This is a genomic window from Variovorax gossypii (assembly GCF_003965815.1).
GTDB lineage: Bacteria > Pseudomonadota > Gammaproteobacteria > Burkholderiales > Burkholderiaceae_C > Variovorax > Variovorax gossypii.
On sequence record NZ_RXOE01000010.1, the window covers coordinates 217,272 to 242,722 of the forward strand.

At 69.7% G+C, this 25,451-nt stretch carries 19 protein-coding genes; 11 read left to right on the top strand and 8 right to left on the bottom strand.

All coding sequences use genetic code 11. From position 1 onward, the window contains the following. Positions 1–157 precede the first annotated feature (157 nt). Both EJP69_RS27370 and EJP69_RS27375 read right to left on the bottom strand, forming a co-directional pair. The gene (locus EJP69_RS27370; protein ID WP_126473465.1) at positions 158–1,090 is read right to left on the bottom strand and encodes a 2-hydroxyacid dehydrogenase; all 933 of its coding nucleotides are present in this window, start codon (positions 1,088–1,090) and stop codon (positions 158–160) included. 109 nt (positions 1,091–1,199) lie between these two features. Then, positions 1,200–2,078 (bottom strand): GNAT family N-acetyltransferase, encoded by an 879-nt coding sequence (locus EJP69_RS27375; RefSeq protein ID WP_093203642.1) that lies wholly within the window; start codon positions 2,076–2,078, stop codon positions 1,200–1,202. A 221-nt stretch (positions 2,079–2,299) separates the two neighbouring features. On the opposite strand from EJP69_RS27375, the gene EJP69_RS27380 reads away from it, so the two are divergent. From EJP69_RS27380 to EJP69_RS27420, 9 genes are all read left to right on the top strand, one after another. Continuing rightward, complete coding sequence (locus tag EJP69_RS27380; protein WP_093301771.1) at positions 2,300–3,781, top strand: aldehyde dehydrogenase family protein; 1,482 nt, start codon at positions 2,300–2,302, stop codon at positions 3,779–3,781. A 219-nt stretch (positions 3,782–4,000) separates the two neighbouring features. Further along, positions 4,001–4,666: a haloacid dehalogenase type II gene (locus EJP69_RS27385; RefSeq protein ID WP_093301490.1), complete on the top strand. Its 666-nt coding sequence runs from the start codon at positions 4,001–4,003 to the stop codon at positions 4,664–4,666. A 31-nt stretch (positions 4,667–4,697) separates the two neighbouring features. Continuing rightward, positions 4,698–5,990, top strand: a complete 1,293-nt coding sequence (locus tag EJP69_RS27390; protein WP_126473467.1) for an NAD(P)/FAD-dependent oxidoreductase — start codon at positions 4,698–4,700, stop codon at positions 5,988–5,990. Between the two features lie 70 nt (positions 5,991–6,060). Next, a complete protein-coding gene (locus EJP69_RS27395; protein ID WP_093203635.1) occupies positions 6,061–7,689 on the top strand; it encodes an ABC transporter substrate-binding protein in 1,629 nt (542 codons plus the stop codon). A gap of 158 nt (positions 7,690–7,847) precedes the next feature. Further along, complete coding sequence (locus EJP69_RS27400; protein ID WP_093203632.1) at positions 7,848–8,804, top strand: ABC transporter permease; 957 nt, start codon at positions 7,848–7,850, stop codon at positions 8,802–8,804. Between the two features lie 15 nt (positions 8,805–8,819). Further along, positions 8,820–9,725, top strand: coding sequence for an ABC transporter permease (locus EJP69_RS27405; RefSeq protein ID WP_126473469.1), 906 nt, complete (start codon positions 8,820–8,822; stop codon positions 9,723–9,725). Further along, entirely contained in the window at positions 9,725–11,362 is a 1,638-nt protein-coding gene (locus EJP69_RS27410; RefSeq protein ID WP_126473471.1) for an ABC transporter ATP-binding protein, read from the top strand. Before EJP69_RS27405 ends, EJP69_RS27410 begins: the two co-directional genes overlap by 1 nt. A gap of 11 nt (positions 11,363–11,373) precedes the next feature. Beyond that, positions 11,374–12,462, top strand: coding sequence for a tartrate dehydrogenase (locus tag EJP69_RS27415; RefSeq protein ID WP_126473511.1), 1,089 nt, complete (start codon positions 11,374–11,376; stop codon positions 12,460–12,462). 17 nt (positions 12,463–12,479) lie between these two features. After that, positions 12,480–13,961 carry an NAD-dependent succinate-semialdehyde dehydrogenase gene (locus tag EJP69_RS27420; RefSeq protein ID WP_126473473.1) on the top strand — a complete coding sequence of 494 codons (1,482 nt, stop codon included), beginning with the start codon at positions 12,480–12,482 and terminating at the stop codon, positions 13,959–13,961. 3 nt (positions 13,962–13,964) lie between these two features. Here EJP69_RS27420 and EJP69_RS27425 read toward each other — a convergent pair whose 3' ends face one another. From EJP69_RS27425 to EJP69_RS27435, 3 genes are read right to left on the bottom strand one after another with little or no spacing between them, the layout of a single operon-like run. Continuing rightward, positions 13,965–14,993 carry an AraC family transcriptional regulator gene (locus tag EJP69_RS27425; RefSeq protein ID WP_240652301.1) on the bottom strand — a complete coding sequence of 343 codons (1,029 nt, stop codon included), beginning with the start codon at positions 14,991–14,993 and terminating at the stop codon, positions 13,965–13,967. Between the two features lie 52 nt (positions 14,994–15,045). Further along, positions 15,046–16,605, bottom strand: a complete 1,560-nt coding sequence (gene gntK / locus EJP69_RS27430) for a gluconokinase (protein WP_126473475.1) — start codon at positions 16,603–16,605, stop codon at positions 15,046–15,048. An 11-nt stretch (positions 16,606–16,616) separates the two neighbouring features. Continuing rightward, complete coding sequence (locus EJP69_RS27435; RefSeq protein WP_093209991.1) at positions 16,617–17,969, bottom strand: GntP family permease; 1,353 nt, start codon at positions 17,967–17,969, stop codon at positions 16,617–16,619. A 219-nt stretch (positions 17,970–18,188) separates the two neighbouring features. Here EJP69_RS27435 and gntR point away from each other — a divergent pair, with 219 nt between their 5' ends. After that, positions 18,189–19,220: an HTH-type transcriptional regulator GntR gene (gntR, locus tag EJP69_RS27440; RefSeq protein ID WP_093209993.1), complete on the top strand. Its 1,032-nt coding sequence runs from the start codon at positions 18,189–18,191 to the stop codon at positions 19,218–19,220. A 20-nt stretch (positions 19,221–19,240) separates the two neighbouring features. Here the strand turns inward: gntR and EJP69_RS27445 are convergent, their stop codons facing one another. The 3 genes from EJP69_RS27445 to EJP69_RS27455 form a co-directional block, all read right to left on the bottom strand. Next, complete coding sequence (locus EJP69_RS27445; protein WP_126473477.1) at positions 19,241–21,481, bottom strand: LamG-like jellyroll fold domain-containing protein; 2,241 nt, start codon at positions 21,479–21,481, stop codon at positions 19,241–19,243. A gap of 204 nt (positions 21,482–21,685) precedes the next feature. Next, complete coding sequence (locus EJP69_RS27450; RefSeq protein WP_126473479.1) at positions 21,686–23,506, bottom strand: ATP-binding response regulator; 1,821 nt, start codon at positions 23,504–23,506, stop codon at positions 21,686–21,688. 64 nt (positions 23,507–23,570) lie between these two features. Then, a complete protein-coding gene (locus EJP69_RS27455; protein WP_093209997.1) occupies positions 23,571–24,278 on the bottom strand; it encodes a response regulator transcription factor in 708 nt (235 codons plus the stop codon). A 72-nt stretch (positions 24,279–24,350) separates the two neighbouring features. Here EJP69_RS27455 and EJP69_RS27460 point away from each other — a divergent pair, with 72 nt between their 5' ends. Then, positions 24,351–25,388: a sensor domain-containing diguanylate cyclase gene (locus EJP69_RS27460; RefSeq protein WP_093209999.1), complete on the top strand. Its 1,038-nt coding sequence runs from the start codon at positions 24,351–24,353 to the stop codon at positions 25,386–25,388. The last annotated feature ends 63 nt before the right edge of the window (positions 25,389–25,451 follow it).

Sequence of the window (25,451 nt, forward strand, 5' to 3'; positions counted from 1 at the left end):
GGAAGGAGCTTTCGATGCCTTCAGCTTAGGCGGCGCACCGCACGAGGTGGTGCTGCTTTGGGGGTGTCGCACGAAGCAGGCTGCGGTTGTGCGTGCGGCGCGCAGCAGATCGTGCGGTGGCTCTTGCTTCGCCCCCTTCGCTCCTTCGCTCCTTCGCTCAGTAGCCGCGCGCGCGGTCGACCAGCCCGAGCATCGGCTTGCCCGCCTCGAAGCACTCGAGGTTGTCGAGCACCACTTCGGCCGCGCTCAGCGGCTGCGTCATGCTCGCGATGTGCGGCGTGAGATGGATGCGCGGATGGCGCCAGAAGGCATGCTCCGGCGGCAGCGGCTCGGGATCGGTCACGTCGAGCACGGCGTCGCCGATGCGGCCGCTTTCGAGCGCGGCCAGCAGGTCGGCGTCGACCAGTTGCGGTCCGCGCCCGACGTGCACGAGGCCGGCGCCTTCGGGCAGTTGCGAGAACAGGCGCGCGTCGAGAAAGCCGCGCGTCGAATCGGTCAGCGGCAGCAGGCAGACGAGGATGCCCGTGCGCGCGAGAAAGGCCGGCAGCTCGTCGGCGCCGGCATGGCATTGAACGCCTGCCACTTCATGCCGCGAGCGGCTCCATCCCGCGCAGTCGAAGCCCAGCGCGACGAGTTGTTCCAGTACTGCCTGCCCGAGGGAACCCAGTCCGAGCACGCCCACGCACCGCTCGCGGGCAGTCCGCACGGGCAGCGGCTTCCACAGGCCTTCCTGCTGCTGGCGCCGGTATTGCGGCATGTCGCGATGCAGGCCCAGCACCGCATGCGTCACGTACTCGACCATGCCGCGCACGATGCCGGGCTCGACCATGCGCACCACGGGCAGCGCCGGCGGCAGCGACGCGAAGTCGAACTGGTCGACGCCCGCTCCTGAAGAGAACAACACCTGCAGATTGGGAAAGCGCGTCGCCAGGTCGTCCGGCGGCTCCCACGCCGCGAGGAAGCGCACCTGCGCGGGATCGCCGATGTCGGGCCAGATGCGGAAGTCGATGTCGGGGGCGCGGCGGCGGAACACCTCGGCCCACAGGCGGCCTCTTGCCGGGTCGGATTTGTAGAGGAAAGTGGTTTTCATGATTTGGCTGGACTCGGCTCGGAACACATTCGGGGTGCGTGCGAATGACACCGGGTACTCCCCTCCGCGAATGCCCCCGTCGGCGTGATCGCACCACGAACAGAAACGGTCACCCAACAGCCTGAGTGACGATGGCAAAGAGCGAAGGCCCGCCCGCCGGAGAGGCAAGCGATGCACCACGCACCATCGTCGTGGGCGCATCCACGCGCAGCAGCCCGATGCTTTCCAGGCACTCCGCCAGTCCGCTGTCGAAATCGATGTCGATGCGCGTGAAGTGGCCTGCGTTCACGCTGGCAAGGTGAGCGATCAGCGCCTTCGCCCCATCCAGGTCCGGGGCCACCACAGGACCGATCGAGTGCCCACGCCCGAAGCGCCGCAGCATCGCGAAGCCGCGCGGTTCGTTGTCGTGGTCCAGCACCACGCAGGCATCGGCGCTGGCCAGCAGGTCGGAGATGAGCGCGTCGCGCGGCATGCCGCGTGCGGCGGCGTCCAGGGCCTGCAGTGCCGCTGCCTCATGCACGCCGGCGGGCCGGAGGCGCCAGCCCGGCTGCAGTGCGACCAGCGGCGCGGGCTGCGCGATGCCCTGGTGCTGGCGCAGCTCGCCGGTGCGCACGAAGCCCAGCCGCTCGTAGAGCCCGCGCCCCTCGGCGGTGGCATGCAGCAGCACCGTGCGGTCTTCCAGGCCTTCTAGCACCGCGCTCATCAGTCGATGGCCGATGCGGCGACCCTGGCAGGCCGGCGTCACGATCACGAGGCCGACGGTGGCGTGGTGCTCGCCCCAGAGCCAGCGCAGCGCGCAGCCGACGATCTCGCCGTCGCGCTCGGCCACGATGCCCTCGGCATGCGCGAACACCTGCTCCCAGTCCGCGCGCCGGTGCGGCCAGCGCAGCAGGTCCGTCAGCGCGTGGGTGAACGGCAGATCTGCGGACGTCATCGGTCTGAGCACCACGCCGTCGCCGGCGGGTGCATTCGGGGTCTGGTCGGGCATCGGAGAGTCTCTTGGCGAAGAAAAGTCCCTTCCATCTTGGACGACATCGGCGCGCGAGGCCAGACAGAAATGGGCCCTCGCCGCAACTTGCAAGCTTCGGCTGCCGCGCGCCCGGGTTTTGCAATTCGCTGCGGTGAGGCGCCCGCGTACGCATACAAATGCTGTGCCAACCTGCCTAGGATCGATCGCCGCTCTTGCGGTGCCTCATCGATCCCAAGCCCATGCAAGTCTTCGACCCGCGACAGATCCACGTGCCTTCGGGCCATTTCATCGGCGGGCGCCTCGTGCCCGATGCCGGCCGCATCGTCGTGCACCGCCCCTCCGACGCCCAGGCGCATGCCGAGCTTCCGCTGGCCGACGCCGACACGGTGGACGCCGCAGTGCGCGACGCATGGAACGCCTGGCGCACGAGCGACTGGGCACGCCGCGCACCGCGCGAACGCGCACGCGTGCTGCGCCGCTGGGCCGAGCTCGTCGAGGCCGACGCCGCACGGCTCGGCCCGCTGGAAGCCGTGTGCTCCACGCGGCCGGTGCGCGACGCGATCGCGTGGGACATTCCATTCACCGCCGAGGGCCTGCGCTTCTTCGCCGAGTACGCCGACAAGCTCGGCGGCGAGGTCGCCGCCACGCGCCACGACAACCTCGGCATGGTGGTGGCCGAGCCCTACGGCGTCGTCGGCGCGATCACGCCGTGGAATTTTCCGCTGGTGATGGTGTCGTGGAAGGTCGGTGCCGCGCTCGCGGCCGGCAACGCGGTGGTGCTCAAGCCCTCGGAGCTCACGCCGTGGTCGGCGCTGCGGCTGGCCGAGCTGGCCGTCGAGGCCGGCGTGCCGCCCGGTCTCTTCAACGTGGTGCAGGGCGACGGCCGCACCACGGGCGATGCGCTCTCGCGCCACCCGCTCATATCGAAGATGACCTTCACCGGCTCCACCCGCACCGGCGCCGCCATCATGGCCGCCTGCGCCATGACCGGCCCCAAGCCGGTGACGCTGGAGCTCGGCGGCAAGAGCCCGCAGCTGGTGTTCGACGACGCTCCCGACGTCGACCGCCTGGCCGGCATGATCGCCGGCGCCATCACCGGAAACGCCGGGCAGGTGTGCGTGGCCGGCTCGCGGCTGATCGTGCAGCGCGGCATCGCGGGCGAGCTGGTGGAGCGCATCGCGACGCGCTTCGCGGCAATGCGCCCCGGTGCGACCTGGGACGACTCCGCCACGCTGCCGCCCATCATCTCGACGCAGCAGGCAGGCCGCATCCTGGAGATCGTCGATCGCGCGCGCGACGCCGGCGCCACCGTGCGCTGCGGCGGCGGCCTGTACGACGGCGGCCCGGGCGGCGCCTTCTTCCAGCCCACGCTGGTCGAGGGCGTGGACTCTTCCAACCCGGCGGTTCGCGAGGAGATCTTCGGCCCGGTGCTCACGGTGCAGACCTTCGCCGACGAGGAGGAAGGCCTGGCGCTCGCCGCGCACGAGCACTACGGCCTGGCCAGCGGCGTGCACACGGCCGACATCGGCCGCGCGCTGCGGGCGATGCGCGGCATCTCCGCGGGCACGGTCTGGATCAACCGCTACGGGCGCAGCGCCGACTTCGTGATCCCTACCGGGGGTTACCACCAATCGGGTATCGGCAAGGACCTGGGACGCCAGGCGGTCGAGGCCAACCTGCGCTTCAAAAGCGTGCTGATCGACTTTGCCGCGGCGCACTGAGGTGCGCGCCGCACCCATGGAGGGCAGACCGCATGGCATGCCGTCGCCGGCCCTCCAAACCGCAGCTTCGTCGCGGCAGGCAACGCATTTCCCTACAACTGCCGCGCGACTGCGTGCTGCAATCAATCCGTAATTTGCTTGTCGCAATTGCCATCTGAAGAAGTGGCCGGCGGCCGGTTTGGACAACGAGCGAACCAACGAAACACAGGACCCGAGACCATGACCTTCAAGCCCAAGTACGTGACCTTCGACTGCTACGGAACGCTGACCCGCTTCCGCATGAAGGAGATGACGCGCGAGTTCTTCGCCGACCGCATCCCGGCCGACCGCATGGAGCAGTTCATCGCCGACTTCGCGGCCTACCGCTTCGACGAGGTACTCGGTGCCTGGCAGCCCTATGAGGTGGTGCTGAAGAACGCCGTGCGGCGCCTGTGCCGCAAATGGAAGATCCAGTACTTCGACATCGACGCGCAGCGCATCTACGACGCCGTGCCCACCTGGGGCCCGCACGAGGACGTGCCCGCGGGCCTGGCCAAGGTGGCCAAGGAAATTCCGCTGGTGATTTTGTCGAACGCGTCGGACGACCAGATCCAGAAGAACGTCGCGATGCTGGGCGCGCCCTTCCATCGCGTCTACACCGCGCAGCAGGCGCAGGCCTACAAGCCGCGCCTGACGGCCTTCGAGTACATGCTCGACTCGCTGGGCTGCAACCCGGAAGACGTGCTGCACGTGTCGTCCAGCCTGCGCTACGACCTGATGTCGGCGGACGACCTGGGCATCGTCAACAAGGTGTTCGTCAACCGCGGCCACGGCCCCGGCAACCCGGCCTACCGCTACACGGAAATCAAGGACATCGGCGGCCTGCCGGGCGTCGTGGGACTCTGATCTTTCATCTTTCCGGAAACAGCCTCAAGCCATGAAGCTCGACTCCTACTGGACCGATTCGGCCCCGGCCTTCGTGCCCGAAGCCCGCGAGCTTCCGGCGCAGGTCGACGTCGCGATCGTCGGCGGCGGCTTCACCGGCCTGTCGGCGGCGCTGGCGCTGGCCCGGCGCGGTGCCAGCGTCGCGGTGCTGGAAGCCGGCACGCGCGTGGCTGCCGAGGCCTCGGGGCGCAACGGCGGGCACGTCAACAACGGGCTGGCCGTCGACTATGCCGATGTGGCGGCCAAGGTCGGCGTGGAGCGCGCGCGCGGCTGGTATCACGCGTACGACGCCGCGGTCGACACGGTGGACCGGCTGGTGCGCGAGGAAGGCATCGACTGCGACTTCATGCGCCACGGCAAGCTCAAGCTCGCCACGCGGGCGAACCAGATGGCCGCGCTCGAGAACAGCGCGCGGCGCCTGATCGACGACGGCGTGGACTGCGACGTGGAGATCCTCGACGCGGCGCGCGTGCGCGCGGAGGTGCAGAGCGATCGCTTCCACGGCGGCCTGCTCTACAAGCGCAGCGGCCAGATGCACATGGGCCGCTTCGCGCACGGGCTGGCAACGGCGGCGCAGCGCAACGGCGCGCAGGTCCATACCGGCGCCGAAGTGAGCCGCATCGAGCGCGTGGGGCAGGGCCATGCACACCGGCTGCACACCGCGCGCGGCACGGTCGCGGCGCAGCAGGTGCTGCTGGCCACCGGCGCGACACGCCACGGCGGCTACGGCAGCTTCGGCTGGCTGCGCCGCCGCATCGTGCCCATCGGCAGCTTCATCGTCGTGACCGAGCCGCTGGGCGAGCAGCGGGCGCTGGCGCTGCTCGCGGGCCGGCGCACCTACACGACCATCGCGAACATCCACCACTACTTCAGGCTCACGGCCGACCACCGGCTGGTGTTCGGCGGGCGCGCGCGCTTCGCCATATCGAGCCCGCAGTCGGACGCAGCCAGCGGCGAGATCCTGCGCGCGGGGCTGGCCGAAACGTTCCCGCAGCTCGGCAAGGTGCGGCTCGACTATTGCTGGGGCGGACTCGTCGACATGACGCAGGACCGCCTGCCCCACGCCGGCGAACGCGACGGCCTCTACTACGCCATGGGCTACAGCGGTCACGGCACGCAGATGTCGGTGCACATGGGCCAGCGCATGGCCGCCGTGATGGGCGGCGACGCGGGCGCCAACCCCTGGCAGGGCCGCGACTGGCCCGCCATTCCCGGCCACTTCGGCCCGCCGTGGTTCCTGCCGGCGGTGGGCTTCTATTACCGGCTCAAGGACAGGCTGGCCTGAGGGCGGGCTGTCCGGCGTTCGTTCTTCCGACTGATTTCTTTCACCCCACGGTCCCCCAGGAGCACTCACCATGAGCGACAGCAGCAGCGACTACAAGAGCTTCCAGAACCTCGTCGGCCCCGACGAAAGCCTTCGCGTGATGGCATCGCTGCGACGCGGTGCCACCCGGCGCGACATTTTGTCGATGCTGGTGGCCGGCGGCATGCAGGCCACGCTGGCCGGCAGCCTCGCGGGCGTGGCCGTCTCGGCCCACGCGCAGGCGCCGCGGCGCGGCGGGCGCATCCGGGTTGCCGGTGCCACCGCCGCCGCCACCGACACGCTCGACCCCGCCAAGCAGTCGAACCAGACCGACTACTCCCGCGGCAACATGATCTACAACAGCCTGACCTCGCTGGACGGCAGCCTCACGCCGCAGCCCGCGCTGGCCGAGTCGTTCACCACGAAAGACGCGAAGACCTGGGTGTTCACGCTGCGCAAGGGCGTGGTGTTCCACGACGGCAAGGCGCTGTCGCCGGCCGACGTGGTGTTCTCGGTGATGCGCCACAAGGACCCGGCCACCGCCTCCAAGGCCAAGGTGCTCGCCGACCAGATCGAGAGCGTGAAGGCCACCGGCCCCAACGAGGTGACGATGGTGCTGAGCGCGCCGAACGCCGACCTGCCGGTGATCCTGGGCACCTACCACTTCCACATCGTCAAGGAAGGCACCACCGACTTCAACGCCGGCATCGGCACCGGCCCCTACAAGCTCAAGGAGTTCAAGCCCGGCATCCGCTCGCTGGTGGTGCGCAACGAGGCCTACTGGAAGCCCGGCAAGCCCTACCTCGACGAGATCGAGTTCGTCGGCATCGGCGACGAGAGCGCGCGCGTCAACGCACTGCTGTCGGGCGGCATGGACCTGGTGGGCTCGGTCAATCCGCGCTCGGTGGAGCGCGTGAAGGGCACGCCCGGCTTCGGCATCTTCGTCACGCAGTCGGGCCAGTATTCCGACCTCGTGATGCGCAAGGACGTGGGCCCCGGCGCCAACCCCGACTTCGTGCTCGGCATGAAGCACCTGTTCGACCGCGAGCAGATGAAGAAGACCATCGCGCTCGACTACGCGGTGGTCGCCAACGACCAGCCGATCGACCCGACCAACCGCTTCCACTTCGCCGGCCTGCCGCAGCGCCCCTTCGATCCGGAGAAGGCGAAGTTCCACCTGCAGAAGGCCGGCGTCACCGGCAAGGTGCCGGTGGTGGCCTCGCCCGCGGCGCTCTACTCGGTGGAGATCGCGCTGATGCTGCAGCAGACCGCGCAGCGCGTCGGGCTGGAGCTCGACATCAAGCGCATGCCGGCCGACGGCTACTGGTCGAACCACTGGCTCAACAGCCAGGTGGGCTTCGGCAACGTCAACCCGCGCCCGAGCGCCGACGTGCTGCTCACGCAGTTCTTCCAGTCGGGCGCCGCCTGGAACGAGTCGCGCTGGAAGAGCGAGAAGTTCGACCAGCTGCTGCTGGCCTCGCGCGCCGAGACCGACCTGGCCAAGCGCAAGCAGATGTACGCCGACATGCAGACCATGATCCATCAGGACGCGGGCATCGGCATTCCGCTGTTCCTCGCGAGCATCGACGGCCACAGCTCGAAGCTCAAGGGGCTGTCGCCGATTCCGCTGGGCGGCCTGATGGGCTACAACTTCGCTGAGAACGTGTGGCTGGAATCATGACTCTCCCCCAGGCTTCGCGCACTTCGTGTCGCTTCGCCAACCCCCTTCCGGGGGCAACACCTGCGGCCCGGCAAAGCCGGTTCCGCGGTGTTTCCCGAAGGGGCCTGGCTCCGCCGGCCGCGTCGGTGCACTGCCTTCGGTGAAATGGGATTGCTGAGATGAATCGACTGATCCTCAAGCTCCTTGCACAGCGCATCGCGCTCGCGCTGCTGTCTCTGCTGGCGGTGTCGGTGATCGTGTTCTCGATCACCGCGGTGCTGCCCGGCGACGCGGCCGAGGAACAGCTCGGGCAGGACGCCACGCCGCAGGCGCTGGCCGCGCTGCGCGCGCAGATGGGGCTGGATGTGCCCGCGCCGAAGCGCTATGCCCAATGGCTGCTGGGCATGACCAAGGGCGACCTGGGCCGCTCGGCCACGACGCAGATGCCGGTGTCGGAGCTGGTGGCCAGCCGCCTGCCCAACTCGCTGCTGCTGGCTGCCGTCACCGCCCTGTTCTCGGTGCCGATCGCGCTGGCGCTGGGCATCGCCTCGGCGGTGTGGCGCGGCTCGTGGTTCGATCGCGCGGCCTCCACCTCGGCGGTGGCGGTGGTGTCGGTGCCGGAGTTCCTGGTGGCGACGCTGGCGGTGCTGGTGTTCGCGGTGAAGCTGCGATGGCTGCCGGCGCTTTCGTTCGTGAGTGACATCGACTCGCTCGGCCAGATGCTGCAGGCCTTCGCCATGCCCGTGCTGGTGCTGTGCTGCGTGATCGTTGCGCAGATGATGCGCATGACGCGCGCCGCCGTGATCGACCAGCTGGAAGCCCCCTACATCGAGATGGTGCGACTCAAGGGCGCATCGCCGATGCGCACGGTGCTGGCGCACGCGCTGCCCAACGCGGTGGGGCCGATCGCCAACGCCGTGGCGCTGAGCCTGTCGTACCTGCTGGGCGGCGTGATCATCGTCGAGACCATCTTCAACTACCCGGGCATCGCCAAGCTGATGGTCGACGGCGTCTCGCAGCGCGACATGCCGCTGGTGCAGACCTGCGCCATGATCTTCTGCGGCGCCTACCTGATCCTGGTGACCGCGGCAGACGTCTGCGGCATCGTCGCCAACCCGCGGCTGCGGCACCGCTGACGAGGGGGAGCCATCATGGAATCGTCCACTTCTTCCCCTGTCCTGAACGCGGCCGCCCCGACGCTGCCGCCGGCACCCGCGCCCCGGCGCAACCCGCTTCGCTGGCTCGCCGGCTTCGGCCCCTCGGGACTGCTCGGGCTCGTGGTGCTGCTCTTCTGGGTGCTCGCGGCGGTGTTCGGCCCCTGGCTGCTTTCGTTCAGCACGGCCGCCACCGGCACCTCGAACGTCTTCGCGCCGATCAGCGCTGCGCACTGGCTCGGCACCGACTACCTGGGCCGCGACATGCTGGCGCTCGTGATCACGGGCGCGCGCTACACGGTCGGCGTGGCGCTGCTGGCGACGCTGCTGGCCAGCGGCACCGGCACCACGCTGGCGCTGCTGGCCGCCGCCAGCGGCCGCTGGACCGATGCGACGCTCAGCCGCTGCCTCGACACGCTGACGGCCATCCCGAGCAAGATGTTCGCGCTCATCATGGTGGCGGGCTTCGGCTCGTCGGTGCCGATGCTGGTGGTCACGGCGGCCATCATCTACGTGCCGGGCGCCTTCCGCATCGCGCGCTCGCTGGCCGTGAACATCAACGCGCTCGACTACGTGACGGTGGCGCGCACGCGCGGCGAAGGCACGCTCTACATCATGCTGCGCGAGATCCTGCCCAACATCGTCGGCCCGATGCTGGCCGACCTGGGGCTGCGCTTCGTCTACATCGTGCTGCTGCTGGCGAGCCTGAGCTTCCTGGGCCTGGGCATCCAGCCGCCGGCCGCCGACTGGGGGTCGCTGGTGCGCGAGAACATCGGCGCGCTGGCCATGGGCGGCGCCTCGGTGATCGTGCCGGCGCTCGCCATCGCGAGCCTGACCATCGCGGTCAATCTCGTCATCGACAACCTGCCCGGCCGTGCCGCGCGCGAACGGGGGACACGCTGATGGGCGCACCACTTACCGTCGAAGGCCTGAGCATCTGCGCCGGCGCCACCACGCTGGTCGACAACCTGAGCTTCTCGGTGCAGCCCGGCGAGGTGCTGGCGCTGATCGGTGAATCGGGCTCGGGCAAGACCACCACCGCGCTCGCGCTGATGGGCCATGCGCGCCACGGCTGCAGCATCTCGGCCGGCCGGGTGCGCATCGGCGACACCGACGTGCTGGCGCTCGATGCCCGCGCTCAGCGCGCGCTGCGCGGGCGCACCGTCGCCTACATCGCGCAGAGCGCGGCGGCCTCCTTCAACCCATCGCGCACGATCATGGACCAGGTGGTGGAGCCGACCGTGATCCACGGCCTGTGCAAGCGCGCCGAGGCCGAGGCGAAGGCGGTGCAGCTCTTCCGCGAGCTCGCGCTGCCCGACCCGGAAGGCATCGGCTCGCGCTATCCGCACCAGGTCTCGGGCGGCCAGCTGCAGCGGCTGATGGCGGCGATGGCGCTGATCGCCGACCCCGACCTGGTGATCCTCGACGAGCCGACCACCGCGCTCGACGTGACCACGCAGATCGAAGTGCTGCGCGCCTTCCGCCGCGTGGTGCGCGAGCGCCGCGCCACCGCGGTGTACGTGAGCCACGACCTCGCGGTGGTGGCGCAGATGGCCGACCACATCCTGGTGCTGCGCAACGGCGGCATGCGCGAGCTGAACTCGACCGGCCAAATCCTCGCCGCGCCGGCCGACGACTACACGAAGAGCCTGCTGGCCGCCGCGCGGCCGGCGCCGCGCGCATCGGCGGCAGCAACGGACGATGGCCGCGAGCTGCTGCTCGAGGTGCGCCAGCTCTCGGCCGGCTACGGCCCGGTGGATGCGCAGGGACGACCTGCCAAGCCGATCCTGCAGGACATCGACCTGAAGCTGCATCGCGGCCAGGCCATCGGCGTGATCGGCGAATCGGGCTCGGGCAAGACCACGCTGGCGCGCGCGGTGGCGGGCCTGCTCAAGCCCAGCAGCGGCAGCGTGCTGTTCCACGGCCGCGAGCTGAAGCCCACGCTGCAGCAGCGCGGTCGCGAGGAGCTGCGGCGCATCCAGATCGTGTTCCAGATGGCCGACACGGCGCTGAACCCCTCGCAGACCATCGAGCGCATCCTGGCGCGGCCGCTGGAGTTCTACAAGGGCCTGCGCGGCGAGCCGCTGCAGCGGCGCATCCGCGAGCTGCTCGACCTGGTGAAGCTGCCGCAGACCGTGGCAGGGCGCCTGCCGGGCGGCCTCTCGGGAGGGCAGAAGCAGCGCGTGAACCTCGCGCGCGCGCTCGCGGCCGAGCCCGACCTGATCCTGTGCGACGAAGTGACCTCCGCGCTCGACACCGTGGTGGGCGCCGCCGTGCTCGACCTGATGGCGGAGCTGCGGCGCGAGCTGGGCGTGTCGTACCTCTTCATCAGCCACGACCTTCACACGGTGCGCGCCGTGTGCGACGAGATCGTCGTGATGCAGCACGGCCGCAAGCTCGCGCAGGTGGCGCGCGCCGACTACGACCGCGGCCCTCATCACCCTTACTACGAGCTGCTTGCACGCTCGGTGCCCGAATTGCGCCAGGGCTGGCTCGACGAGATGGACCGCGTGGACCACGCCAAGGCGCTCGCATCATGAGAAAGACCGAAATGACACCGACCTTCCGCATCGCCGTGATTCCCGGCGACGGCATCGGCAAGGAAGTGATGCCCGAGGGCCTGCGCGTGGTGCAGGCTGCCGCGGCGCGCTTCGGCTTCGAGCTCGACTGCCGCGTCTTCGACTGGGCCAGCGCCGACTACTACGCGGCGCACGGCCAGATGATGCCGGACGACTGGAAGGAGCAGCTCAAGGGCGTCGACGCGCTGTACTTCGGCGCCGTCGGCTGGCCCGCGACCGTGCCCGACCATGTGTCGCTGTGGGGATCGCTGCTGAAGTTCCGCCGCGAGTTCGACCAGTACATCAACCTGCGCCCGGTGCGCCTGTTCGAGGGCGTGCCCTGCCCGCTGGCCGGCCGCAAGCCCGGCGACATCGACTACCTCGTGGTGCGCGAGAACACCGAGGGCGAATACACCTCGCTCGGCGGCGTGATGTACGCGGGCACGGAGCGCGAGATCGTGATCCAGGAGTCGGTGTTCTCGCGCCACGGCACCGACCGCGTGCTGCGCTTCGCCTACGAGACCGCCCGCGCGCGCGAGCGCAGGCACCTGACGGTGGCGACCAAGAGCAACGGCATCGCGATCAGCATGCCCTGGTGGGACGGCCGCGCCGATGCGATCGGCCTCGACTACCCCGAGGTGACGGTCGACAAGCAGCACATCGACATCCTGTCGGCGCGCTTCGTGCTGCAGCCCACGCGCTTCGACGTGGTGGTGGCGAGCAACCTGTTCGGCGACATCCTCTCCGACCTCGGACCCGCGACCACCGGAACCATCGGCCTCGCGCCGTCGGCCAACCTCAACCCGGAGCGCAGGTTCCCGTCGCTTTTCGAGCCGGTGCACGGCTCGGCGCCCGACATCTACGGCCAGAACATCGCCAACCCCATCGCGATGATCTGGTCCGGCGCGCTGATGCTGGATTTCCTGACGCAGGGCCAGAGCGCGGGCCGTGCGGCGCACGACGCGATCCTGGGCGCGATAGAAGCGGTGCTGCGCGACGGTCCGCGCACGCGCGACCTCGGCGGCTCGGCGAACACCACAGAGGTGGGCATCGCGATCGCCGAACGGGTGTCTGCATCCTGAAGAAAGACCTTGAATCCATGACTCTCGAACCCGAACGCAAGGACCTGATGCCAGGCCTGCAACTCATCGGCGCCGAATGGCGCGAAGCCAGCGACGCGCGCCGTCTCGACGTCAGCGATCCCGCGAGCGACGGCGTCTTCGCGAGCGTGCCGGACGGCACGGCCGTCGACGCACGCGCGGCCACCGACGCGGCGCACGCCGCCTTCCCCGCTTGGCGCGCCGTGCCCGCCAAGCAGCGCGCCCAGATCCTCAAGCGCTGGAACGACCTCGTGATGGCGCACCAGGAAGACCTGGGACGGCTCATCTCCCGCGAACAGGGCAAGCCGCTGGCCGAAGGCCGCGGCGAGGTCGCCTACGCGGCCAGCTACATCGAATGGTTCGCCGAGGAAGCCACGCGCGCCAACGGCGAGATCATTCCCGCGCCGGTGACCGGCAGGCGCATGCTCGCGCTGAGGGAGCCCGTGGGCGTGGTCGCCGCGATCACGCCGTGGAACTTCCCGGCCGCGATGATCGCGCGCAAGATCGCGCCTGCCCTTGCCGCAGGCTGCACCGTGGTGTGCAAGCCGGCCGAGGACACGCCGCTGACCTCGCTGGCGCTGGTGAAGCTGGCGCAGGAGGCCGGCGTGCCGCCGGGCGTGCTCAACATCGTGACCGCCTCGCGCGAGCGCACGCCCGAGGTGGTCGACGCCTGGCTCGACGACCCGCGCGTGCGCAAGATCACCTTCACCGGCTCGACGCCCGTGGGCAAGCACCTGGCACGCCGCTCGGCCGACACGCTGAAGAAGCTCTCGCTGGAGCTCGGCGGCAATGCACCCTTCATCGTGTTCGACGACGCCGACATCGACGCGGCGGTGGAAGGCCTGATGGCCGCCAAGTTCCGCAACGGCGGCCAGACCTGCGTGTGCCCGAACCGCGTGTTCGTGCAATCACGTGTGCACGATGCCTTCGTCGACAAGCTGGCGGCGCGGGTCGGTGCACTGCGGGTCGGGCCGGCCAGCGACGAGGGCTCGCAGATCGGGCCGATGATCAACGCGCGCGCAGTCGACAAGATCGAGCGCCACGTGCGCGACGCCGTTTCCCGCGGCGCGCGCGTGGTGGCCGGCGGCAAGCGGCTGCGCGACGCGCGCTGCGACGGCCCCAACTACTACGCGCCCACGGTGCTGGTGAATGCCGATTCGACGATGGAGTGCAGCTGCGAGGAGACCTTCGGGCCGGTGGTGCCGGTCACGCGCTTCGAGAGCGAGGCGGAGGTGATCGCCGCGGCCAACGAGACGCCCTTCGGGCTCGCGGCGTACTTCTATTCGACGGACGTGAAGCGCATCTGGCGCGTGGCCGATGCGCTGGAGTCGGGCATCGTGGGCATCAACGAAGGCGCCCTGGCGGCCGAGGCGGCGCCCTTCGGCGGCGTGAAGGAGTCGGGCTACGGCCGCGAGGGCTCGGTGCATGGGCTGGAGGACTACATGCACATCAAGTACGTGTGCCAGGGCGGCCTGGCTTAGCCGCTAGCCGGCTGACGGGGACCGGCGGGCGCGGAATTCGCCCGGCGTCATCCCCTCGATCCGCCGGAAGTGCCGGTTGAAGTTCGAGATGTTGTTGAAGCCCACCTCGTAGCAGATGCTGCTCACGTGCTGGCGCGTCGACGCCAGCAGGCGGCAGGCCTTGGCCACGCGCAGGCCGATCACGAAGTCGGTGAAGGTCTGCCCCGTGGCGCGGCGGAAGCTGCGCGAGAAGGCGTTCTCGCGCATGCCCACGAGCGCGCCCACCTCGGCCAGCGACAGCGCCTCCGCATAGTTCTCGCGGATGTGATCGAGCGCCTTGTGGATGCGCAGCGCCTGCGTGTCTTCACCGAGGCCTTCGCCGGCCAGCGCTACGCCGGAGAGCACGCGATAGTCGCCCCATTGCGCCAGCTCGTGCAGCAGCGCGGTGAACTCGGAAAAGCGCGCGAGCCCCTGCAGCGTCTCGATGCGGCGCAGGCGCGCGAGCGTGCCCGCCTCCAGGCCGACGAACTGCACGCCCAGCCGCGCGCGGGCCAGCAGCGGCCCCGCGTCGGCGAGTTCCGGAAAGAGCGCCATGCCGCGCTTGAGCGGCTCGTCGCTGAAGCGCAGCACCAGTCCGCCCGAACCGCTGCTGCTGCAGCCGCCCGGCTGCGCACGATGCTCGAAGGCGAGGCTGCGCGGCAGCCGGGGGCCCAGCAGCACGACGGTGCCGGGCGCGAAGCTGTGCGTTTCCTCGTCGGCGCCGCTGCCGATGCGAAGGCGCGCGGGCGCGGCGCCGATGAGGTGCAGCTCGTGATCGTGCAGGCAGCGCGCTCCGCCCGCCTGGGCCGAAGGCGCGGCAGCGGCCTCGCACCGGACCGTGGCGGAAAGATCGCGCGCTTCGCCTCGAGCCGGTGTTTGGGCGATCGGCGCGATCGGGGCGCGCCATGCGACCGCCTCCATGCCGCGCGAAGCATGTCGCCGCGCCGGCGTCACGGGCAGCAGGGCCCTCGCGTGCGCCTGGGTGGCAAGGGCCGATGTCGTCGTGTTCAGCAAGACCAGTTTTCCTCCAGCAAATCTCCGATGGACAACGACGACCCGGAAGTCGTCAGCTTCGCCGCGCCCGCGGCGGCACCGCCGTCTGCTGCTGGAACGCGGCGAGCAGCCTGTATTCCTCGCCGAGCTTGCGCGGCAGCGAGAGGTACACCGGCAGCAGCTGCCGGTAGAGCGCGGCGTTCTTGGCGTTGGGCGTGTGGCGATGGGTGGCGCCGACCATGCCCGCGACCGCGTCGAGCGAATCGACGTGGCCCAGCGCGTAGAGCCCGAGCACCGCGGCGCCGAGGCACGAACTCTCGAAGCTCTCGGGCACGACCACCTCGCGGTCGAACACGTCGGCCATCATCTGGCGCCACATGCCCGAGCGCGCGAAGCCGCCGGTGGCCTTGATGCGGGCGCTGCGCCCGGCGATGGACTCGACCGCCGGCAGGATGCTGTGCAGGTTGAAGATCACGCCCTCGAGCACCGCGCGGATCATGTGCTCCTTGCGGTGGTGGATGCCCAGCCCGAAGAAGGAGCCGCGCAGGTCGGCGTTCCAGTAGGGTGCGCGCTCGCCGGTGAGGAAGGGGTGGAACACCAGTCCTTCGGAACCGGCCGACACGCGCTCGGCGATGCGCGTGAGCACCTCGTAGGTGTCGATGCCAAGGCGCTTGGCGGTCTCGGCCTCGGCCGAGGCGAACTCGTCGCGCACCCAGCGCAGGATGATGCCGCCGTTGTTCACCGGACCGCCCACCACCCAGCGCCGCTCGGCGAGTGCGTAGCAGAAGGTGCGGCCCTCGGGGTCGGTCATGGGGTGGTCGACCACGGTGCGCATCGCGCCGCTGGTGCCGATGGTCACGGCCACCTCGCCGGGCGCCATCGCGTTCACGCCCAGGTTGGAAAGCACGCCGTCGTTGGCGCCGATGACGAAGGGCGTGTCGCGCGACAGGCCCAGCTGCGCGGCAACGTCGGCAGCGAGGCCTTCGACATGCCAGGTGGTCGGCACCGGGTTCGAGAGCTGCCCGGCGCTCACGCCGGCAAGCGCGAGCGCAGCCTCGTCCCAGCCGAGCCGCACGATGTCGAAGAGCCCCGTGGCGGAGGCGATCGAGTGGTCGACCTGCCACTGGCCGAAGAGCCGGAAGAACACGTACTCCTTGATGCCGACGAAGCGCGCGGCACGCGCGAAGAGCTCGGGGCGCTCGTGGCGCAGCCACACCAGCTTGGCCAGCGGCGACATCGGATGGATGGGAGTGCCGGTGCGGCGGTAGATCGCGAGGCCGTCCCATTCGTCGCGGATGCGCGAGGCCCAGGCCGAGGCGCGGTGGTCGGCCCAGGTGATGCTGTGCGTGAGCGGCGCGCCCGCGTCGTCGACCAGGATCAGGCTGTGCATCGCCGCGCTGAAGGACACCGCGAGCACGTCGGCGGGCGCGGCCTTGCTCTGCTTCACGCAGCCGGCAATGGCCGAGAGCACGGCCTGGAAGATCTGCTGCGGGTCCTGCTCTGCGGCCCCGGCTTCGGGCTGCAGCAGCGGGTATTCGATCGTTTCGTGCGCCAGCACGCGCCCGGCGGGCGTGAAGGCCACGGCCTTCGTGCTGGTGGTTCCGATGTCGACGCCGATGACGATGCGGCCCATGGCTCGCCTCCTCAGACGACCATGCTCAGCAGCATGATGAAGACGATGGCCACGACCGAGATCAGCGTTTCCATCACGGTCCAGGTCTTGAAGGTCTCGGCCACCGTCATGTTGAAGTACTGCTTCACCAGCCAGAAGCCGGCGTCGTTGACGTGCGAGAGGATCAGCGAGCCCGCGCCGGTGGCCAGCACCAGCAGTTCGCGGTTCACGCCCGGCACCATGGTCGCCAGCGGCGCGACGATGCCCGCGCCGGTGATGGTGGCGACGGTGGCCGAGCCGGTGGCGATGCGGATCAGCCCCGCCACCAGCCACGCGAGCAGGATCGGCGAGACCTGCGCATGCAGCGCCATCTGCCCGATCGCGTTGCCCACGCCGCTGGCCACCAGCATCTGCTTGAAGCCGCCGCCCGCGCCGATGATCAGCACGATGGCCGCGGTGGGCGCGAGGCTGTCGTCGACGAACTTCATGATCTGCTTCGACGTGAAGCCGCGCGCGACGCCGAAGGTGTAGAGCGACAGCAGCAGCGCCGCCAGCAGCGCGGTGATCGGGTGGCCGATGAAGTCCATCCACTGGCGCACGATGTTCTTCTCGTCCAGCGCCACGTCGGCAAAAGTCTTCAGCAGCATCAGCGCCACCGGCAGCAGCACCGTGACCAGCGTGATGCCGAAGCCGGGCAGCTCGCGCGCCTCGGGCTCGTGTGCCAGCTGCTCCATCAGCTCGGGCGAGGCCTCGCCCGGCACGTACTTCGAGATGAACTTGCCGAAGATCGGGCCCGCGATCATCGCGGTGGGCAGGCCGACGATCAGGCCGTAGAAGATGGTCTTGCCGATGTCGGCATTGAAGACGCCGATGGCCAGCAGCGGCCCCGGATGCGGCGGCACCAGGCCGTGCACCACCGACAGGCCCGCCAGCAGCGGAATGCCGATGCGGATGAGCGACACGCCGGTGCGCCGCGCGACGATGAACACGAGCGGGATCAGCAGCACGAAGCCGATCTCGAAGAACAGCGGGATGCCGACCAGGAAGGCCGCGAACATCATCGCCCAGTGCACGCGCTCGCGGCCGAAGGCGTCGATCAGCGTGCGCGCGATGCGGTCGGCGCCGCCCGACTCCGCCATCATCTTGCCGAGCATGGTGCCCAGGCCGAGCACGATGCCCACGAAGCCCAGCACGCCGCCGAAGCCGTCCTGGAAGGACTTCATGACCTTGTCCACCGGCATGCCCGATGTCAGGCCCAGGAAGCCGGCGGCCAGCGTCAGCGCGATGAAGGGGTGCACGCGCCAGCGCGTGATCAGAAGGATCAGCCCGACGATCGCCACCAGGGCGTCGACGAGCAGGAAGATCTCTTGGCTCATTCCGAACATGGGTGTCTCCTGGATCCGGGCCAGCCCAAGAAGAAGGCAAAAAGGGGCGGTCCGGCGGGTGGGACGGCATTCTGGATAGCGCTGTCCCGCACAATTCAAAAAAAGCCAGCTCTGGTGCGCGCTCGGGTTTTTCCGAATCGGACAAGGGCTGGGATAGCGCTATCCTAGGACAGCGCTGTCCAATTCCGGATTGGTAATAACCCTGAGAAACGACCGACCATGGCCGACACCCCCGACCGCCCGCGCTCCCGCTCTTCCAGCCAGGTCACCCTCGACGACGTGGCCCGCGCCTGCGGGGTGAGCCCGATCACGGTGTCGCGGGCGCTGCGCGGCGCGCGCAACGTGGCGCCCGAGCTGCAGGCCCGCGTGCAGGCGGCGGCGGACCAGCTCGGCTACGTGCCCAACGTGGCGGCGCGCGCGCTGGCCTCGGCGCGCAGCTCGCACGTGGCGGTGCTGATCCCCTCGCTGACCAACCAGCTGTTCGTGGAGCTGCTCGAGGCGGTGCAGGACGCGCTGTCGCCGCACGGCTTCCAGTCGCTGATCGGCGTGACGCACTACGACCCGGCGCAGGAAGAGGCGCTGCTGCGCAGCTACCTCTCGCAGCGGCCGGCGGGTGTGCTGCTCACGGGCTTCGACCGCGGCCCCACGGCCGCGCAGCTGCTGGAGCGCAGCAACGCGCCCTGCGTGTACCTGATGGAAACCTCGGCCGAGCCCGGCGTGCACAGCGTGGGCTTCTCGCAGCAGGACGCGGGCCGCGCCATCGTGCAGCACCTGCTGCAGCGCGGCCGCCGGCGCATCGCGTATGCCGCCGGCCAGCTCGATCCGCGCGTGATGCTGCGCCTGGAAGGCTATCGCGAGGCGCTGCGCGCGGCAGGCTGCCACGATCCGGCGCTCGAACTGCTGGTGCCGGGGCCGACCTCCATGGCGCTGGGCGGCCGCCAGTTCGAGGACCTGCTCGCGCGCCACCCCGACGTGGACGCCATCTTCTATTGCAACGACGACCTCGCCCAAGGCGGGCTGCTGGCCGCGCTGCGCACCGGGGTCTCGGTGCCGCAGCGCGTGGCGATCGCCGGCTTCAACGATCTGGGCGGCAGCGACCAGATGCTGCCGCCGCTGACCACCGTGCGCACCCCGCGCCGCGAGATCGGCGAACGCGCGGCCGCGATGCTGCTGGCGCTGATGCGCGGAGAGACGGTGGCCGAGCGAACGATGGACCTGGGCTTCGAACTGCTGGTGCGGCAGAGCAGCTGAAGCGGCGAACGGCGTGCCGCCTACAGCGCCAGCGCCGCCACTTCCGCGCTGCCGAGCGCGCCGCCGTAGATGCGGAAATCGTCGATGCGGCCCTTCAGATAGGCGTCGCTGGCGTACTGCGAACGGCCCAGCCAGTTCTGCGTCGTCGCGCCGAGGTCGATGGGCGCGAGGCTCATCTGCGTATTGGAGCCGGCCTCGACACCGTCGACATACAGGGTGCCGAGCGCGTCCGACACCGTCACCGCGACGTGCACCCACCGGCCCGTGGGCAGCGCCGCCGCGCCGTCGATCACCTGCTCGTTGTAGCCGTGCTCGGTGGTGATGGAAAAGCGCGGCACGCCGCTGCCGTTGCGCACGGTCAGCATCATGTAGCGGCGCGTGCCGGAGCCGAAGTCGAAGACGCGCGACCATGTCGCGAGGGTGTCGATGTAGAGCCAGGCAGTGATGCTGAAGTCGGCGAAGCTCTTCGCCGCGCCCGCCGGCAGTGCCACGTAGCCGTTCGTGCCCCCGAGGGCGACGGCGTTGCCCTGGCGTCCGGCGGTCCACGTCGCATCGCCCTGCAGTTCGCCGGCCGCGAACCGGCCGGTGGCGTCGCCGGCCTGCGTGCCTGTGGACTCATCGAACTTGAGCTGCAGCAGCAGTTCGGCCTTGATCGCCGCCCGCTCCTCGTTGGACGCGGCGCTCTCTCCCGAGGCGCCGGTCGCCACGACCACGTAGTACCAGACGTCGCCGGCCGCAATGGTGCCGTCCGTGAAGCTGAGCGTGTCGGTGATGCCCGATGTGATGTCGGTGTAGGGGCCTCCCGCGGTGCTCGCGCGCCTGACGGTGTAGCTCTGCGCGTCGGGGCAGCCCCACCATGACAGCAGCACCTGCGTGCCGCGCACGCGGGCCGTGAGGCCGGTCGGCTTGCCCTGCGTCGTGAGCGGATCGCGCGTGAAGGTCAGCGTGCCGAAGCCCAGCTGGTCGCCGTTGCCGCCGTCGTGCTCGGGACGCATCTGAATGGCCTGCAGCAGGCTGTAGGGCGTGGCGACGCCCAGGCGGTTCGCATAGTGGTTGTAGATGCTCTCCCAGACCACGCGCCGGTGCCCCTGCCCCGCCGTCGACAGCACCGACTGCGTGCCCTGCCTGTTGACGTTGGTGAAGTAGGGCACGGTATAGAAGGTGCCGGTGCTGCTGTCGGTGAGGTTGGACTTGGCGACGTACTCCGCGCCCGCGAGAAAGCGGTTGTTCTCGTAGCCGTAGGTGTCGTCGCCCTGGTTCCACGCCATCTCGTGGAAAGCGGCCGCGAGGCCGATGCCCAGCGTGCAGTGGCCCTGGTCGCGGCCGCTTTCCTGCCACTGGCCCAGGTAGCCGGGATGAACGTGGTAGACCGCCTGCAGGCCCGCGCCGTTGCCCTGGCCGGCCTTGAAGTAGCTCATCGCCTCGTCGTAGATGTCCGTGCGGTCGCACAGCACGCCGATGGCCAGCATCGAGGCGATGTTGCACAGGTCCCAGTTGGCCCAGTAGTTGGTGATCTCCGAGCCGTTGTGGTCGAGCAGGAAGCTGTGGTTGAGCGGGTAGAACAGCGTGAGCATCATGTTCTGGAAGCGCGCGAAGTCGCTCGCGGCCCAGCCCTCGTAGCTGCGCATGATCTCGCCCGCGTTGGCGAACTGGTAGCCGTAGATGCCCGCCGCGAGGAAACGGTCGGAGTTGCCGGTGAGCGTGGTCATCGTCGAAGACCATGCGTTGAGGAAGACGACCGCGAGGTCGGCGTAGCGCGTGTCCTGCGAGACCTTCCAGCGCAGCGCGAGCTGATAGGCGCGCGCGATGTCGATGTACATCTGCGCGAAGTTCGAGTCGTCCCCGCCGCGGATCACCGTGGCCAGCGGGCGCGGCGTGGCGCCGAGCTGCGAGCGGCCGTTGGAGGTGAGCGCGTTCCAGCCTTCGAGCCAGGGCTGCGCCTGCGCCGCGACCTTCTGGCGCATGCGCTCGAAGTCGGCCTCGGTGTGCAGCAGGCCCGGGTGGACGAACTTGCGGGCCTGCGCCTCGGGTGTCGCCGATGCGGGGTCCGCGGCCGTGGCGGTGCCGGCGGTACCGGTGGCGGTCGTCGTCGTCTGCTGCGAGCCGGCGGACTGCGCGCCGGTGCCCGTCACCGGAAAGGAGAAGCTGCCTCCGCCGCCTCCGCAAGCCGTCGTTCCAAGGGCCAGGGCGCTCGCGGTGCCCAGAAGGAAAACACGGCGGTCCAGGGAGAGGCCGTTCTTGTCATCGTCCAACGAATGCATCCTTGCCGAAATCTGTAAATAAATGATTCAGCAACATGCATGCCCATCGGCCTGCGCCTGCGCATGGCGTGCCATTGCCCGCACCGGTGAATGCAATGGCATGCATTGCGTCGGAAATGCATGTATTGGCGTGACATTCGCTGTCACACCCGCGCGCGGCGCGCCCAGGAATGTCAGTGCCAGTTCGCCGACCTTGCGGCGAACTCAGGCGCCTTCCGCGCTCGCCTCGACGTGGATGAGCTCGACGATGGCCTGCATCAGCGTGGCCGCGCTGACCGGCTTGAACAGCACGGGCACGCCCCACTCGCGCACGCGCTGCAGGCGGTCGGGCGCGGTCTCGCCGGTGATCAGCAGCATCGGCGCGTCGAGCCGGAAGCGCTCGCGCAGCCGCAGCCCGACCTGGAGCCCCTCGGCGCCCTCGCCCAGGCGGTAGTCGCACATCAGCAATGCCACGGGGTTCAGGTCCGCGTCGGGCTGCGTGAGCGCTTCCACGGCCTCGGCTTCGTCGGCCACCGCCACGACCTCGATGCCGTAGGCGCGCATGAGTTCGGTCATCGCCTCGCGGATGTCTTCCTCGTCGTCGATCAGCAGCACGCGCCCGCCGAGCTCCGGCACCTGGAAGAAGTGGCGCACGGGCGATTCGAGCTCCTGCAGCAGAAGGCTGTCCTGCGACGCATCGGTGGGCTCGGCCAGCGGCACGGTGAGGCGAAAGCGCGTGCCGCGTCCGGGGCGCGAACGCAGCTGCACCGCATGGCCGAGCAGGCGGCCGAGGCGCCGCACGATCGACAGGCCGATGCCCAGGCCGCGCGAGCGGTCGCGCCCCGGGTTGTTGACCTGGTAGAACTCCTCGAAGATCCGGTCCGCCTGTTCCGGCGCGATGCCGATGCCGGTGTCGCGCACTTCGATCCACGCCTGCTCTCCGCGCCTGCGCGCGACCACCGTCACGCCGCCCTGGCGCGTGTACTTCAGGGCGTTGTCGACGAGGTTGGAGAGCATGCGGTACAGCAGCTGCGGATCGCTGTGCACCCACAGGCCGCTGGCGCGCACGCGCAGCTGCAGCTTCTTGCGCTCGGCCAGTACCGAGAAGGTGTTGTGCAGCGGCAGGAACAGTTCGTCGAGCTCCAGCGCGTGCGGCATGGGCTGGACCACGCCCGCGTCGAGGCGCGAGATGTCGAGCATGGTGTCGAGCGAGGCGCCGAGCGCGTTGACCGCGCGCATCAGGCGCTCGACGTTCCTGACCTCGGGACGATGGCGCAGCGTGTTGCCCAACGCCGCGCCGAAGAGCGCGATGGCATGCATCGGCTGGCGCAGGTCGTGGCTGGCCGCGGCGAGGAAGTGGGTCTTCTCGGCGCTGGCGCGCTCGGTGGCCGCGATCTGCTCGCGCAACTGGGCCGCGAGGGCCTCGTTCTCGAACTGCAGGATCAGCGAGGCCGTGAGCCGCCTGTTCTGCTTGACGCCTTCGCTCAGCGTCAGCACCAGGTTGACGAAGGCGAAGCCCGCCAGGAACCAGTTGAGCGCGCCGCCGTACCAGGCCAGCGAGACGATCAGCCCGCTCATCATGGGAATGCCGTAGCCGAACATGGCCCTCTTCAGCGGCCAGCGGGCCTGCACGGCGCGGGTCCAGCTGCCCATGATCACCACCGTCACGAAAGTGGTCAGCATCGGGTCCTGGATGCTGACGAGGAAGAGGCTGCTGGGCGCGGTGATGGTGCTGATGATGGTGACGATCCGGGTGTACTTCTTCTCCCAGTACGGCGTCTCGGCCAGCGGCACCGCCGGCGTCCAGCGCGACGTGAACAACGCGTACAGGTCGACCAGCACGATCGCCGCGATCAGCGCGACGATCAGCAGCCTGAAAGCCGGGTTCACGTAGAAGTAGCCGAAGCAGCCGATCACGATGGCGAAGCCCATGTGCGCCGCGATGGCCGTGGTGTTGCCCGCGTACACGGAGGCCACGTGCTCGCGCAGCACGCGCATCTCGAGCGTGGCGTCGACGGGCAGGCGCCCGGGGGTCTGGTCGTTCATTGCCTTTGTCTCCCTCCGGGGTCTTTCACGAGCCCCGTTTTTTTCCGACCCGCCTCGGCGGGACTCAGCGCAGGCTGCTGATCAGCTGCGCGCGCGAGCGCATCCCGAACTGCAGCAGGATGCCGGCGACATAGTTCTTCACCGTGCCCTCGCTGATCTCGGCGAGCAGCGCGATCTCGTGGTTGCTCTTTCCCTCCAGCAGCCAGTTGAGCACCTGCAGCTGCCGCTTCGTCAGCTTGTGGCGGGCATTGCTGGACGAGGGCTGCGCGACGTCGACGACCGACGGCGCGGGAAAGGCCTGGTAGTTCACCGCGTCGCCGCCCAGGAGCCCGCAGGCGCGGATGAAGCTCACGACTTCCCTGAGCGTCGCGGACTTCGGCAGGAAGGCGAAGGCGCCCAGCGTCATCGCTCCCTGCGCCAGCGTGTCCTGCGCGAGCGAGGTGGTCCCGGTGCCCGAAAGCACCACGACGCGCGCGGCGGGATAGCGCGAGCGGAATTCCATGAGGCCGCTCAGGCCCTGCGTGTCGGGCAGCGCGAGGTCCAGCAGCACGAGTTCGATCGCGTCCTGGTTGTCCTCGTAGATGGCCATGGCCTCGGCGAGGTCTCCGGCCTCGAGCACCTCGATGGGCGTCGCCGACACGTTGGCCTGCAGCAACGCGCACACGCCCATCCTCACGAGGTCGTGGTCGTCCACGACCAGGATGGCGCGCGGCCTCGCGGGATCCTGCGTCGCCTCGGGAATCGGGGATGAGGTCCTGTCGGTCGCTGTCATGGGCGGATGCTATGTGCCGCCGGAACCGCCCTGTAAGTGCCCAAAGTCATGTTCGCAGTCAGAATGTCGGCCATGGAATCCCTGATCGAACAACTCTCCGGCTCGGTGGCTTCGGCCAAGACCCTGGAGGACCTGACCCGTCCGATGCTCGAGATGCTCGAGGCGGTGACCGGCCTGGAATCGACCTACCTCACCACCATCGATCTCGACAAGGGCCAGCAGCACATCCTGTTCTCGCGCAACGTGCGGCAGCTGAGCATTCCCGAGGGCCTCACGGTGCCCTGGGCCGACACCCTGTGCAAGCGCGCCATGGAGGAAGGCCGCACCTACACCGGCGACGTCGCGAGCTGCTGGGGCGACTCCGACGCAGCGCGGGAACTCGGCATCCAGACCTACGTGAGCACGCCGGTCAAGACCGAGAGCGGCGGCCTGTTCGGCACCCTGTGCGCCGCCAGCGCCGCGCAGCATCCGCTGGCGCCGCACGCCGAGCCGGTGCTGCAGCTGTTCGCGCGGCTGATCGGCCAGCAGGTCGAGCGCGAGCTGCTTTACCGCAAGCTCGAGAAGGCCCACGCCGAGCTGGTCACCCTCGCCGCCACCGACGCGCTCACCGGCCTGCCGAACCGCCGCTCGCTCGTCGACGGCCTGCGCCGGCTGCTCGCGCAGGGCGAGCGCGACAGGCTCAGCGTGCTGGTGGGCTTCATCGACATGGACGGCTTCAAGAAGATCAACGACACGCACGGCCACGACATCGGCGACGAGTTCCTCGTGGCCATGGCCGGGCGGCTGTCGGCCTCGCTGCGTGCCGGCGAACTGCTGGCGCGCAGCGGCGGCGACGAGTTCGTGGTGATAGGCGCCGGCCCCGCGCTGGGCGGGGCGACGAACGCCGCGGCGCGGGCGCTCGCCGACCGGCTGAGCGAATGCACCGTCGGCGACCTTCGCCTGCAGGGCACCACGCTGGCCTACGCCGGCGCCAGCGTCGGCGTGGTGGCGGTCGATCCGCGCGGCACCACCGCCGCGCAGGCGCTGCGCCAGGCCGACGAGGCCATGTACGCGGTCAAGCGCAGCCGCCGCAGCGTGCGGCACCATGCGGGCGAAGCCATTTCGGGTTGAACCGCCCCTGAGCCGGAAAACTGGCGCCGCGTGGCGGCGCCCGCGCTCGTCCCCGATCCAGCG